Below are 12667 nucleotides of genomic sequence, written 5' to 3'. Positions count from 1 at the left end.
TCCTTTTCACGTTATTTAAAAGGTATTATTTTACGTCTTGCCGAGGAGGGGATACTCATGTCCTCGCGATATTTAGCTATGGTACGTCGAGATATTTCAATACCTAAAGCAGAGTTAAAATATTCAGCTATTTTTTGATCAGAGAAGGGCTTTGCCTTATTTTCTGATTTGATATAGTCTGATAGCAAAGATTTTACCTTTATTTGTGACACACTATGACCATTTGCTGTCGACAATTTAGAGCTGAATAATTCTTTTAATTCAAATGTACCAAAAGCAGTTTGTACATACTTATTAGTTGTAATGCGACTAACCGTCGATTCATGAACATCTATTTGGTCAGCAATTTCACGCAACGTAAGTGGTTGTATGGCGTCAAGGCCATCAAGAAAGAACTTTCTTTGTTTTTCAATAAGGGCCTTCATAATGTTGATCATTGTATTTCGACGTTGTTCTATGCTGTTCACTAGCCAGTGGTAGTCAGCTAAGTGTTTTTTAAAATAACTCTTTTCTGAGGAATGAGCTTTTATATAAGGAAAGTAGTCAGCATGAATACTAACCTTTGGTAAATAATAATCGTTCAACGAAAAGGTAATCCCACCGTCCACAATATCAACAATAATATCTGGTATTGTTGTATGTACCAATTCCTGATAAAACAATGAGCTTAGCTTTGGCTGTAGTGATTGTATAAAAAGATAGATGATTTGTAAGTCATTTAGGGATATATCCAGCTCTTTTGATATTTTTTTCCAATTATTATGAGCGAGCTCTTCTAGATAATTAGAAATAATGGTATCGGCATGAGCAGGGCTGTTAGGACCATAAATAGTTTGTAATAGTAAACACTCTTTTAAATTGCGTGCACCGATTCCTAGAGGACCAATCGTTTGTAATAAATGAATGCCCTTTTCTATTTCTAGGTCATTATAAGAAGATTGTATGGATTGCTCATAATACCCATTGTCATCTAAATGGTAAATAATATGTTTTAAGAGCTGAATGTCCTTTTCATTATCAAAAGTTAGCCTGACCTGCTGAAACAGCTCATCACGGATATTTTTTTCACATTTTGTAGAAAGATGCCAATTGTTATAGTGTCTGCCACACGTTTTGGAAATCTGTAGATGCTCTTTAAATGTTGGTTCACTTAGCTCGATTAAAGGATTAACGAGTTCTTGTTCACGTATATATTGTTCTAGCTCCTGAGTTGAATATTGGAGTAGCTCAATTGCCTGACGAAGTTGGGCAGACATAACTATTTGTAATTCTTGTGTTTGTTTAATAGAAAGTTGCATACAAAAAACCTCGATTCTCTATCAATCTATCTAACTAATTTAGAAAAATATAGTGACAAGAAACTTTGACATGTGCAACAAAATGAATCCTAAGCTTTCAATAAAAAGCTCAAAATGTTGAAATAAAAGGTTTTAAAAAGTGTAAAAAAAGTAAACATCTTATAGTTAAAGTGTAAATAAATTATAAGATAATGAGTTCTTTTGGTGAATGTGTGATTACTTCAACACCATCTTTTGTAATGATGACATCATCTTCTATTCGAACACCTCCAACTTGTGGGAGGTAAATGCCAGGCTCCACGGTAAGTACCATATTCTCCTCTAAAACGTCTTCACAAACTGTCGACATAAATATATCCTCGTGAATATCTAGGCCAATGCCATGACCTGCTCCGTGTCCATAATTGTCCCCGTAGCCTTTAGCTGTAATGTAGTCTCGTGTATAGCTATCTGCATTTTGCCCCGTAATACCAGCCTTCATATTAGAAAGAGCATGTTGTAAGGAGTCGTAAACAATTTGATAAATCTCCTTTAATTGTTCAGGAGGCTCGCCGACTGCAATAGTTCTTGTCATGTCAGAACGATAGCCTTGATAATAAGCGCCAAAATCAAGTGTTAGCATGTCACCTTGCTCAATAACTTTTGAAGATGCCACACCATGCGGTAGAGCAGAGCGGTGGCCTGAAGCAACAATCATATCAAATGCTGCACCAGTTGCCCCGTTCTTACGCATATGAGATTCCAATTCATTGGCAATTTCAATTTCTGATAAACCCGGTTTAATGAATGTCAGAATATGCTTAAATGCCTCATCTGAAATCCAAGCTGCTTTCTTAATGATTTCAATTTCCTCTGGTGTCTTAATCATACGCAAATTTTCCACAATAGTAGATAAAGGCTTTAAAGTTGCTGTTAATTTATTAGCCATTAATTGATAAGTGTAGTAAGTTACGTGATGCTGTTCAAAGCCAACAGATTGAATAGATTCCTGATCTAAAATTTCCTGAATCATTTCATATAAACGATTGCGATCTATCTCATGAACCTCAAATGTTTTACTTTGCTCAGTTGCTTGCTGAGTATAGCGGAAGTCCACCAATAAAAGTGCACGTGTGTTAGTCACTATAACCGTTCCTGCACTTCCTGTAAATCCTGTTAAATAACGTCGGTTTTGTGCATTTGTAATAATAATTGCGCTCGTACCTTGTGCTTGTAGAGCATTTCTTAATTGTTCTAATTTTGACATGTTGTTATTCTCCCTTCTTTCATGAAATTATAATGCAAAATCCGTGCCAATTTTTTAAAAATTAGAATCGGCATGGAAATTGCATAGATTTTTATAGTGCGATTTCTTTCGTGCAATAAACATAAAGGGGTTTTGAGGATGGCTAAAAAAACAAAATGGCTCTTCGTATTGTTAGGATTAATGCTCGTTATATTGGTAGGGTGCTACGGAAAACCAACTTCTGGAAATACTGCTAAAAGTAATGAATCAGACAATGCAACTGCTGATGGGGACGACAATATTGCTACACAGGAGCTTCATTTAGTGGCAACAGGAGATTTAACGACGATGAGCTCTTTGGGGAGTGTAGATGCACTTGCTGTAACAGCAATGAACTCTGTATTTGAGGGATTATATCGTATAGGTCCTGAAAATACACCCATCCCAGGAATGGCGGAGTCACATGAAGTTTCGGAAGATGGTACAGTATATACATTTAAAATACGGAAAGATGCTGTTTGGAGTAATGGGTCTCCAGTGACGGCATATGATTTTGAGTATGCGTGGAAAAGAGCAATAAATCCCGAAACTCAAGCAATTTATTCATACTTAATGTTAGATATAAAAAATGCTGCCAATGTGCAAACAGAAGAGGATCCCCTTTATGGGAAGGTGGAGGAAATAGGTATTAAAGCTTTAAATGATGATACATTAGAAGTGCAGCTAAATGCGCCCATCCCATACTTTATTAGCTTAACGACGTATGCCCCGTTTTTCCCATTAAATAAAGAATTTACAGAGTCCCAAGGTGATCAATATGCGCTAGAAGCGGATAATATGATCTATAATGGGCCTTTCATGATGGAATCTTGGCAACATGGTCAAGGATGGACATTCGTTAAAAATGAAAGTTATTGGGATAAGGACACTGTAAAGCTTACTAAAATTACGCAAAAAATTGTTAAAGATACAGCAACGGCTGTCAATCTCTATGAGGCTGGTGAAATAGATACTGCCGAGTTATCTAGTGAGTATGTGGCTCAATATAAAGATAGTCCAGAGTATTCTACGTTTTTAAAGCCAAATACGTATTTTATTCGTATGAATCATGAGAATAAATATTTATCTAATCTAAACATTCGTAAAGCCATTGATATGGCATGGGACAAACAAGGCTTCGCTGATGTGATATTGCAGGATGGTTCCATCCCTGCTTACTATTTAGTACCACAGGGATTATCAACAGATGACAAGGGGAATGATTTCCGTGATGGCAACGGCGATATGAATAAAACAGATATCGAGCTAGCAAAGGAAGCGTGGGCTACTGGATTAAAGGAACTTGGTGTAGACCAAGTAAAGCTGGAGTTTTTAACATATGACCGTGCAGAGTCTAAGAAAGCAGCTGAATTTATTAAAAATCAACTGGAGACGAATTTAGAGGGCTTAGAGCTAACAATTAATATGCAGCCGAATAAGCAAAAGCTTGCATTAGAGGGGGCTGTTGATTTTGATTTAGATTATGGTGGTTGGGGTCCTGACTATCAAGATCCTATGACTTACATTGAATTATTTGAGTCAACTGCTTATTATAATCAATCAAACTACAAAAATGAAAAAGTGGATGCATTCATTAAACAAGCGAAAACTACCTCTGATGTTACAGAGCGTTGGGAACTTATGCAGCAAGCCGAAAAATTAATGATGGAAGATGTAGCATTTGCCCCAACCTTCCAAAAGGGGTTAAGCCGTTTGACAAAACCATATGTAAAAAATTTATATGAGCATCCATTCTCAGCTGACATAAGCTATAAATGGGTAGAAATTGTAAAATAAAAAATGCTGTCCTCTTCTTTCAGAGGACAGCATTTTTTATTTATAGATAGAAAACTATAGATAAAATCGCTGTCGTAGAGCAGCCAATTATACCTGCTAATAAAAGCGGATAAGTAAAGTTGCAGGAGGGAGCATGAACAAATTCTAAATCACCATCTAATTCAAAGGCATAGACACCATTTTTAGTAACACGTGCAAAAAAACGTTTGAAGCTATAGGTGATACCATTAAAAAGCCCACCTTGCACAACAACCAATGAAGCACCTGTAATTGTAGAGGTAAGTGATACAAGAAAAATATTGTTAATCAATGTTAAAAAAGTGATTGGTTGATGGAGGAACAAAATAAAGCTAAGGGAAACTATGATCATACAGCTAGCAAGTAAGAGGAAGGTCTTTTTTTTCAAAGTAATATACCTCCTTCTTGGGCAGAACGATAGTGGATAAGCTCCTCTTCTGTCAGCATAACAAAGTGACCAGGGCGTATCTCAACAAAGCTTTCACTTTCAGTATTTCGATTAGCTTGATAGGTAACTTCATTAAAAATAATGCGTTTGCGGTCTCGCTCTAGCTTAGGATCTGGTAATGGAATGGCTGATAATAATGACTTCGTATAAGGGTGTACTGGATAATCATAGAGTTCTTGACTGTTCGCTAACTCAACGATTTTTCCTTGATACATCACACCAATACGATCACTAATATATTTCACCATTGATAAGTCGTGTGCAATAAAAAGATAGGTCAATCCGCGTTCCTTTTGTAACTGCTTCAGCAGATTCACTATTTGTGCCTGAATGGAAACGTCCAATGCAGAAATAGGCTCGTCTGCAATGATGAGCTCAGGCTCTACAGCAAGGGCGCGTGCAATACCAATACGCTGACGCTGCCCACCACTAAGTTCATGAGGATAACGGTTTGCATACTCTTTTGTTAAGCCCACTATGTTTAATAACTCATATATTTTAGGCTTCCATTCACTTTTAGGCACTTCATGGATGGCCAATCCTTCTGCTATAATATCCATTATTTTCATACGCGGATTAAGAGAAGAATAGGGATCTTGAAAAATCATTTGCACCTTGCTATTGAAGGTAAGCTTGTCTTTTTTTGTTTGATTGTCATTGATATTACGACCATCAACAAGAATTTCCCCGCTCGTAATCGAATGGAGCCCAATAATGGAACGTCCAGTTGTAGATTTACCACAACCTGATTCTCCTACGAGGCCAAAAATTTCCCCTTTATAAATATCGAAAGTAATGCCATCTACAGCTTTATTAACTGAGTTTTTCCCTAAAGAGAAATGCTGCTTGACCTCTTTTAATGATAGATATGGATGTTCTTTATCTAAAATAGCTGATGCATTACGCTTCTCTTGCTGTACTTGAGCAAGGTGCTGATGAACCGGTACTATTTTAGGTGCGTGTTTATGCAATAACCAAGTTGCTGCGAAATGGGTGTCGCTGACCTGGAACATAGGTGGCTCCTCTATAAAGTCAATTTTTAGTGCATGTTTATTACGAGCTGCAAAGGCATCACCAGTAGGAGGATGAAGTAGGTTTGGTGGTGTCCCAGGAATAGCATACAATGAATTTGTACCCATATCAGGATTAGGCATGGCTGCCAGCAGTCCTTGTGTATAAGGATGTTGACAATGATAAAAAATTTCATCAACTAAGCCAATCTCAATGATTTTTCCAGCATACATCACGGCCACACGATTAGCCATTTTGGCGACAACACCTAAATCGTGGGTAATAAAGATAATGGATAAATTCATGTTTTGTTGTATATTTTTTAATAATTCTAAAATTTGTGCTTGGATCGAAACATCTAGTGCTGTGGTAGGCTCATCAGCAATAATAATACGTGGTTCACAAGCAAGGGCCATAGCAATGACGATTCGTTGGCGCATTCCTCCAGAAAATTGGTGTGGATACTGTTTATATCGTTTATCAGCTTCTTTAATACCAACGAGTTGCAATAGTTCTATAACACGGTTTGTTATTTGTTTGCCACGTAACGTCGTATGTTTTTTTATACTTTCTGCGATTTGGTGACCAATTGTCATCGTAGGGTTTAAAGCGGTCATTGGATCTTGAAAAATCATAGCTATTTCAGCTCCGCGTATTGCTCGAATTTCCTGCTCACTGGAAGATAAAATATCATGTCCGTTATAAAAAATATGGCCGCTTTTCACCATTGTTGACTCAGTTGGATTGAGACGAAGAAGGCTTTTCGAAGTAACTGATTTTCCTGAGCCAGACTCGCCAACAACAGCTAAGATTTCGCCCTCAAATAAATCAAATGAAATATTGCGTACGGCTTGTACCTCACCATTGTACGTGTTGAAGGAAACACTTAAATTTTTTACTTCTAATATTTTCTTCATTTAGAGCACCTTCCTATTTACGAGTTTTGGGATCGAATGCATCACGCAGTCCATCACCGAGTAAATTAAAGCTAATCATAATTAAGCTAATGACAATAGATGAAATAATCATGCCATGTGGATAAATTCTTAATAATTTATATGAATCGTTGACAATTGTCCCCAAAGAAGCAGTTGGAGGCTGTAGCCCTAGGCCAATGAAGCTTAATAGGGCTTCCGTGAAAATAGCACCTGGTATTGTAAATGTAGTCGCAACAATAATTGGCCCAAGCGTATTGGGAATTAAATGCTTCCATATGAGACGTTGGTTACTAGCACCAAGTGTTCGTGAAGCAAGCACATATTCATAAGATTTTAGCTTCAATATTTGTGCTCGAACAATTCGAGCCATACTAATCCAACCCACAATTACCATTGCAATCGTAATCGAAATAATTCCAGGCTTTAAAATAAGAATCAGCAGTATGTTCACAATTAATCCAGGTATACCGACCAACACTTCAATAATACGTTGCATAATATTATCTGCTCGACCACCATAAAATGCTGAAACAGCCCCATAAGCAACGCCTATAATTAGATCAATGGTTGCTGCTAAAAAAGCAATATAAAGAGAAATTCTTGTTCCTTCCCAGATACGTGTCCAAAGATCTCGCCCTAATTCATCTGTACCGAACCAAAAATATTCCCCAATACCTTTCGCTTCATATTGGTCTATGCCTCGGCTATCGACACCATTCAAGCCTAAGAAGGAAATATTCTCAAGGATAGGGATTTTTGGCGGTAAATTAGTGCGTGCGATATTTTGTTCATCATAGCCATGGCTATTCATAAAAGGGCCGAAAATGGCAAGTAATAGAACAACAATAATAGTACATAGCCCAATAATAGCTGCTTTATTTTTTCGCAAACCCCGCCAGGCATCCTGCCAAAATGATTGCTCAGGACGATAGGTGAAATCATCCGTAATATCAGTTTCCGGTGCATATTCAAATAATTCCTTTGGATGGCTTTTAGTTGTACTATCTGTCAGTTTACTAGTCATGTATTATCGCCTCCTGTCACACGAATTCGGGGGTCAATCAATCCGTATAAAATATCGATAATTAAAACGATGGTTACAAATAACACCGCATAAAAAATAGTCGTTCCCATAATGAGCTGATAATCATTCGTTATAATTGAATTAACAAATTGCTCACCTAAACCTGGAATACTGAATATCTTTTCAATGACAAGTGAACCAGTAATAGTGTTAACGGTTAAAGGACCAATAATAGTCACGATTGGGATCATGGCATTTCGAATACCATGCTTTGTAATGATAATTGGCTTTGATAATCCTTTAGCTTTTGAGGTTAAGATATATTCTTGACTAAGGACTTCAAGCATTTCCATGCGCGTAAAACGAGCAATTGTTGCAACTACTCCAACTGCTAATGCAATTGTTGGTAAAATGGAATATTCAAAGCCATTCCAAAAGGCAATGGGTAACCAGCCCAATTTAACGCCAACCCAATACTGTAAAAAACCTGCAAAGACAAATGATGGAATGGATATACCTAGTACAGCTAATATTGTGGCACTATAGTCAATAATTGTGTTGTGTCTTAGAGCAGCGATAATGCCTAATAGAAGCCCAATAATTGTGCCTACTATTATGGCTTGAAAGCCCAAAATCGCCGATGCACCAATACGTTCTTTAATAATCTTAGTTACTGGACGGTTATCAAAGACAAAAGAAACTCCTAAATCCCCCTGTACAAGATTCGTTAAATAAATTCCGAATTGCACAGGAACGGGCTTGTCTAATCCATATTTTTTGTAAAGAAGCTCTTTTTGTGTCTCTGGAAGGCGTTCATCATTAAATGGTGAACCTGGCAAAGCTTTCATTAATAAAAATGACAGTAGGATAATAATAAAAAGCGTAATAATCATATATCCAATTCGTGTAAATATGTACCGAACCATGGCACCAACCTCCTACTAAAAAGTGTGTTAAAACTATTAAATTATTTGCAAGATTGATGCCAATTGTAAGGAAATAAGAGAAGAAAAAATATGAAAATATATATTGCATATCATTTTTTTATATGATATATTTATAAATGTCTTAAAGAGGTCCCGTGGTGTAGCGGTTAACATGCCTGCCTGTCACGCAGGAGATCGCCGGTTCGATCCCGGTCGGGACCGCCATTTATACTTGATATGATCGCTCTTATGTACTGTTACAGTCATAAGGGCTTTTTTGTATATAAGGAGGATTTTCTTTCTGCTTAGCTTTTTAATCATAAAATCTTTTCAAGCATTTGTTGTATGTATAAACGTATCACTCTATGAAGACCCAATGCACAGGGTGGAAACATAGAGGTTAAAAGCTTTACATTTGGTGAAGCCTTTATGACCAACCTCCCATTGATTTTAATGAAATAACATCTATTGCCCTAAATAACCCCACTACGTTCGCTTAAAAAACGCTCAATTTCAATGAATTTAGTTGAATTACTGAAGTAAGTCTAACGAATTGCATATATTTAACATTATCTAAAAATAGTAAAAATTACCGATAAATGATGATGATTTTATAAGGTAAAATGAGTTATGTTTCTAAAATAAAAACTAAGGGTAAAAATTAGAGGTAATTGGATTGACTACGGAGGTGTTTACATGAGCAAAGATCAATTTTTAAAATATTTTTATTTACCTTTGCTTATTGGTTCCATGTTAATGATGGTAGGCTGTGGAGATCCTATTATAGAGATTGAAGAAGCAAATACGTATCACTGGCAAAAAAATATGAACGAAGTAGAATTTGAGAAATTAAAAAATGATATGTCATATATTGAGGTAGTAGAGACAGCAGGTGGTGCAGGTAAAAAGGTGAAAAATAATGAATATCGTTGGAATGATGAAACCTTGTTGACTCAGGCTTATATAGTGAAATTTAAGGATGATAAATTAATTGCTAAAGAGATCGTAGCTGTAAAAGGCCATTCTAATCGATAGTTGTAAAAGAAGACATATTTGACTGTAGGCAGAAGCCATTGAGAAGGTTCACTCTCGATGGCTTTTTCTTCTTATCACATTCATTAAATGGATGCCCATGAGGATACTGATGCGACAATGAAAAATGGAATAATAATAGCTCCTTGAATCTAATCGTTTAATTGTTCACATATTTTTGGATTTTCAAAGCAAGTATAATGAGTATTGGATGCTTTGAACATTTTCGCTAGTTTAGGTAAACTAGAGGTAATGTAGTGATGAGAGGAAAAAGAATATGTATGAAATAATCATGAATTCACTTGATGATACAGAACGTTTTGCCAGCAAACTTGCAAATAAATTAGAAGCTCAGGATACGATTACATTAGAAGGTGATCTAGGTGCGGGGAAGACGACATTTACGAAAGCCTTGGCGAAGGAGCTAGGGGTCAAACGAACAGTCAACAGTCCAACATTTACGATTATTAAGCAGTATGAGGGAAGATTACCGTTTAATCATTTAGATGTATATAGGTTAGCAGAAAGTGATGAAGACCTTGGGTGGGACGAGCTTTTTTATGGAGATGCGGTATCAGTGGTCGAATGGGCGCATTTAATAGAACAGGATTTGCCACAGGATCGCCTAGCGATAGAGATTTACCGAATCGGAGAAAATGAACGACGCTTTGTGTTAATACCTCGAGGAGAACGCTATGAGGCACTATGTGAGGAGCTAATGAAATGATTTGGTTAGGAATAGAAACAGCAAATACACCACTTTCCATTGCAGTTATAAAGGACGGCAAAATAGTGGCCGAGATGGTACAAAATATAAAATTAACGCATTCTGCAGGTGCGATGCCAGCGATTGAAGAAATTCTAGCACGCATAGATGTAAAACCGAATGATCTGGATGCGATTGCAGTATCTGAAGGACCAGGTTCTTATACGGGTGTCCGTATAGGGGTGACATTAGCAAAAACATTAGCATGGACATTACAGAAACCTTTAGTGGGCGTATCTAGTTTAAAAGCATTGGCTGCCAACGCTGCCCTTTATAACGGGTTGGTTTGTCCAATTTTTGATGCTAGAAGACGCAATGTCTATACGGCAGTTTATCAAGGTGAAACTTTAGAGGCACTTGTGGAGGATCATCATGCACATATTGATGATGTATTAGTGCGTTTAAAGGCATTAGAGCAACCTATTCTATTTGTAGGAACAGATGTTGATATATTTTGGGAGAATATTGTGCAGATGCTTGGTGATTATGCAGTACGTGCACCATTTAGTATTGATTTGCCACGTGCGACGGAAGTCATTCATATAGCGACGAAAATGGAGTTACCGAGTGTCGAAGCTACCCATCACTTCGTTCCACAATATAAACGGATTGCCGAGGCTGAGGCAAACTGGCTGAAAGAACAGAAGGAGAAGGAACATGACTAGGAATGTAACTTATCGAAAAATGGTTTCGGACGATGTGCCAGCAGTTTATGAAATTGAATTGGCTTCATTTCCAGTGCCATGGACGTTAGATTCCTTTTACTACGAAGTGCATGAAAATCAGTATGCGCATTATGTGCTGGCTTTAGATGAAAATGGTAGTATTATTGGTTTTTGTGGAATGTGGATGGTCATAGATGCAGCTCAAATAACAAATGTAGCGGTAATTGAGCAGGCTCGTGGCAGAGGGATAGGCGAAGGATTGATGCGTGAGGCGATGCATATAGCGCGTTTACATGGAATGGAGGTTATGACGCTTGAGGTACGTGTAACAAATACGGTTGCACAAAATCTCTATCGCAAGCTTCATTTCCAAGATGGTGGTATACGGAAAGGCTATTATACTGATAACGGGGAGGATGCCCTTGTCATGTGGGTGAATTTATAATGAATAATGGGTTGATATTAGCAATAGAATCGAGCTGTGATGAAACAGCTGCAGCAATTATTCGAAATGGTCATGAAATTGTTTCGAATGTTGTTGCGTCACAAATAGAAAGCCACAAACGATTTGGTGGAGTTGTTCCTGAAATCGCTTCACGTCATCATGTTGAACAAATTACAGTGGTTATTGAGGAAGCTTTAGCACAAGCGAATATAAAGCCAGCCGATTTGGATGCTGTTGCCGTTACGGAGGGTCCAGGTTTAGTCGGTGCGCTGCTAATTGGCATAAATGCGGCTAAGGCGTTTGCTTTTGCCAATAATTTACCGATTATTGGTGTACATCATATTGCAGGTCATATTTATGCGAATGCTCTAGTCCAACCAATGGAGTTTCCTTTATTGGCACTTGTTGTATCAGGTGGGCATACGGAGCTTGTTTATATGAAGGAACATGGCTCCTTTGAGGTTATTGGTGAAACAAGAGATGATGCAGCAGGTGAGGCATATGATAAAGTGGCACGAGTTTTAAATTTACCTTATCCAGGTGGCCCACGCATTGATCAGCTCGCTCATGAGGGCGAAGAGGCTGTACCTTTTCCAAGAGTATGGTTAGAGGAGGGGTCTTATGATTTTAGCTTTAGTGGCTTAAAATCAGCGGTCATCAATTATAAACACAATATGGATCAACGTGGCGAAGCCATTTCACCAGCAGGCGTTGCAAAGGGCTTCCAGGAAAGCGTTGTCGAAGTACTAACAGCGAAAACATTGCGTGCTGCTCGCGAATATCAGGTGAAGCAGGTCATCGCAGCTGGCGGTGTAGCAGCCAATAAAGGCTTACGTGCTTCATTAGAGGCAGTGTTCACTGAGGAAGGGATTCCGTTTTTTGTACCACCACTCAAATTATGTACGGATAATGCGGCAATGATTGGAGCAGTTGCCATGCCAATGTATGAAGCGGGTATCCGAGGAAACTTAACGATGAATGGTCGTCCAGGAATGGAGTTAAAATCCTGGGTGTAGTAGTAAGGGAAGGAGGTAT

The 12667-nt window shown here is 37.8% G+C and carries 12 protein-coding genes and 1 tRNA gene; 7 read left to right on the top strand and 6 right to left on the bottom strand.

Annotation, left to right across the window (positions count from 1 at the left end; translation table 11 throughout):
• Positions 1 to 11: 11 nt before the first annotated feature.
• Together rpoN and A2J09_RS16440 are read right to left on the bottom strand one after the other, a co-directional pair.
• The gene (rpoN, locus tag A2J09_RS16445; RefSeq protein WP_012291921.1) at positions 12 to 1298 is read right to left on the bottom strand and encodes an RNA polymerase factor sigma-54; all 1287 of its coding nucleotides are present in this window, start codon (positions 1296 to 1298) and stop codon (positions 12 to 14) included.
• Between the two features lie 181 nt (positions 1299 to 1479).
• Complete coding sequence (locus A2J09_RS16440) at positions 1480 to 2544, bottom strand: M24 family metallopeptidase (protein WP_012291922.1); 1065 nt, start codon at positions 2542 to 2544, stop codon at positions 1480 to 1482.
• A gap of 138 nt (positions 2545 to 2682) precedes the next feature.
• Here A2J09_RS16440 and A2J09_RS16435 point away from each other — a divergent pair, with 138 nt between their 5' ends.
• Positions 2683 to 4359: a peptide ABC transporter substrate-binding protein gene (locus A2J09_RS16435; protein WP_012291923.1), complete on the top strand. Its 1677-nt coding sequence runs from the start codon at positions 2683 to 2685 to the stop codon at positions 4357 to 4359.
• 40 nt (positions 4360 to 4399) lie between these two features.
• Here A2J09_RS16435 and A2J09_RS16430 read toward each other — a convergent pair whose 3' ends face one another.
• The 4 genes from A2J09_RS16430 to opp3b are packed head-to-tail and all read right to left on the bottom strand — an operon-like array spanning position 4400 to position 8724.
• Positions 4400 to 4765 carry a DUF3899 domain-containing protein gene (locus A2J09_RS16430; RefSeq protein WP_227256952.1) on the bottom strand — a complete coding sequence of 122 codons (366 nt, stop codon included), beginning with the start codon at positions 4763 to 4765 and terminating at the stop codon, positions 4400 to 4402.
• Positions 4762 to 6753: an ABC transporter ATP-binding protein gene (locus A2J09_RS24555; protein WP_012291926.1), complete on the bottom strand. Its 1992-nt coding sequence runs from the start codon at positions 6751 to 6753 to the stop codon at positions 4762 to 4764. The genes A2J09_RS16430 and A2J09_RS24555 overlap by 4 nt, the downstream gene beginning before the upstream one ends.
• 13 nt (positions 6754 to 6766) lie before the next feature.
• Positions 6767 to 7798: an oligopeptide ABC transporter permease gene (gene opp3C, locus A2J09_RS16420; protein WP_012291927.1), complete on the bottom strand. Its 1032-nt coding sequence runs from the start codon at positions 7796 to 7798 to the stop codon at positions 6767 to 6769.
• Positions 7795 to 8724, bottom strand: a complete 930-nt coding sequence (gene opp3b / locus A2J09_RS16415) for an oligopeptide ABC transporter permease (RefSeq protein WP_036160369.1) — start codon at positions 8722 to 8724, stop codon at positions 7795 to 7797. Before opp3b ends, opp3C begins: the two co-directional genes overlap by 4 nt.
• A 149-nt stretch (positions 8725 to 8873) precedes the next feature.
• Between opp3b and A2J09_RS16410 the strand changes: the two genes are divergently transcribed.
• The 6 genes from A2J09_RS16410 to tsaD all read left to right on the top strand — a co-directional run bounded on the left by A2J09_RS16410 (position 8874) and on the right by tsaD (position 12648).
• A tRNA-Asp gene (locus A2J09_RS16410) sits at positions 8874 to 8949 on the top strand.
• A 471-nt stretch (positions 8950 to 9420) separates the two neighbouring features.
• Positions 9421 to 9759: a hypothetical protein gene (locus tag A2J09_RS16405; RefSeq protein ID WP_012291929.1), complete on the top strand. Its 339-nt coding sequence runs from the start codon at positions 9421 to 9423 to the stop codon at positions 9757 to 9759.
• Positions 9760 to 10033: 274 nt separating this feature from the next.
• Positions 10034 to 10483 (top strand): tRNA (adenosine(37)-N6)-threonylcarbamoyltransferase complex ATPase subunit type 1 TsaE, encoded by a 450-nt coding sequence (tsaE, locus tag A2J09_RS16400; RefSeq protein WP_012291930.1) that lies wholly within the window; start codon positions 10034 to 10036, stop codon positions 10481 to 10483.
• Entirely contained in the window at positions 10480 to 11187 is a 708-nt protein-coding gene (gene tsaB / locus A2J09_RS16395; protein ID WP_031416319.1) for a tRNA (adenosine(37)-N6)-threonylcarbamoyltransferase complex dimerization subunit type 1 TsaB, read from the top strand. The genes tsaE and tsaB overlap by 4 nt, the downstream gene beginning before the upstream one ends.
• A complete protein-coding gene (gene rimI, locus A2J09_RS16390; protein WP_036160375.1) occupies positions 11180 to 11632 on the top strand; it encodes a ribosomal protein S18-alanine N-acetyltransferase in 453 nt (150 codons plus the stop codon). The genes tsaB and rimI overlap by 8 nt, the downstream gene beginning before the upstream one ends.
• A complete protein-coding gene (tsaD, locus tag A2J09_RS16385) occupies positions 11632 to 12648 on the top strand; it encodes a tRNA (adenosine(37)-N6)-threonylcarbamoyltransferase complex transferase subunit TsaD (protein WP_012291933.1) in 1017 nt (338 codons plus the stop codon). Before rimI ends, tsaD begins: the two co-directional genes overlap by 1 nt.
• Positions 12649 to 12667: the final 19 nt, after the last annotated feature.

Source organism: Lysinibacillus sphaericus, assembly GCF_001629735.1.
Lineage (GTDB): Bacteria > Bacillota > Bacilli > Bacillales_A > Planococcaceae > Lysinibacillus > Lysinibacillus pinottii.
The sequence above is the reverse complement of the archived record's forward strand: the minus strand, read 5'-3'. Positions and strand labels throughout refer to the sequence as shown.

What these genes read in the sequence shown, in the direction of transcription:
- rpoN (WP_012291921.1), bottom strand. Translation starts at nt 1,298, where the DNA reads ATGCAACTTTCTATTAAACAAACACAAGAATTACAAATAGTTATGTCT.
- A2J09_RS16440 (WP_012291922.1), bottom strand. Translation starts at nt 2,544, where the DNA reads ATGTCAAAATTAGAACAATTAAGAAATGCTCTACAAGCACAAGGTACG.
- A2J09_RS16435 (WP_012291923.1), top strand. Translation starts at nt 2,683, where the DNA reads ATGGCTAAAAAAACAAAATGGCTCTTCGTATTGTTAGGATTAATGCTC.
- A2J09_RS24555 (WP_012291926.1), bottom strand. Translation starts at nt 6,753, where the DNA reads ATGAAGAAAATATTAGAAGTAAAAAATTTAAGTGTTTCCTTCAACACG.
- opp3C (WP_012291927.1), bottom strand. Translation starts at nt 7,798, where the DNA reads ATGACTAGTAAACTGACAGATAGTACAACTAAAAGCCATCCAAAGGAA.
- opp3b (WP_036160369.1), bottom strand. Translation starts at nt 8,724, where the DNA reads ATGGTTCGGTACATATTTACACGAATTGGATATATGATTATTACGCTT.
- A2J09_RS16405 (WP_012291929.1), top strand. Translation starts at nt 9,421, where the DNA reads ATGAGCAAAGATCAATTTTTAAAATATTTTTATTTACCTTTGCTTATT.
- tsaE (WP_012291930.1), top strand. Translation starts at nt 10,034, where the DNA reads ATGTATGAAATAATCATGAATTCACTTGATGATACAGAACGTTTTGCC.
- tsaB (WP_031416319.1), top strand. Translation starts at nt 10,480, where the DNA reads ATGATTTGGTTAGGAATAGAAACAGCAAATACACCACTTTCCATTGCA.
- rimI (WP_036160375.1), top strand. Translation starts at nt 11,180, where the DNA reads ATGACTAGGAATGTAACTTATCGAAAAATGGTTTCGGACGATGTGCCA.
- tsaD (WP_012291933.1), top strand. Translation starts at nt 11,632, where the DNA reads ATGAATAATGGGTTGATATTAGCAATAGAATCGAGCTGTGATGAAACA.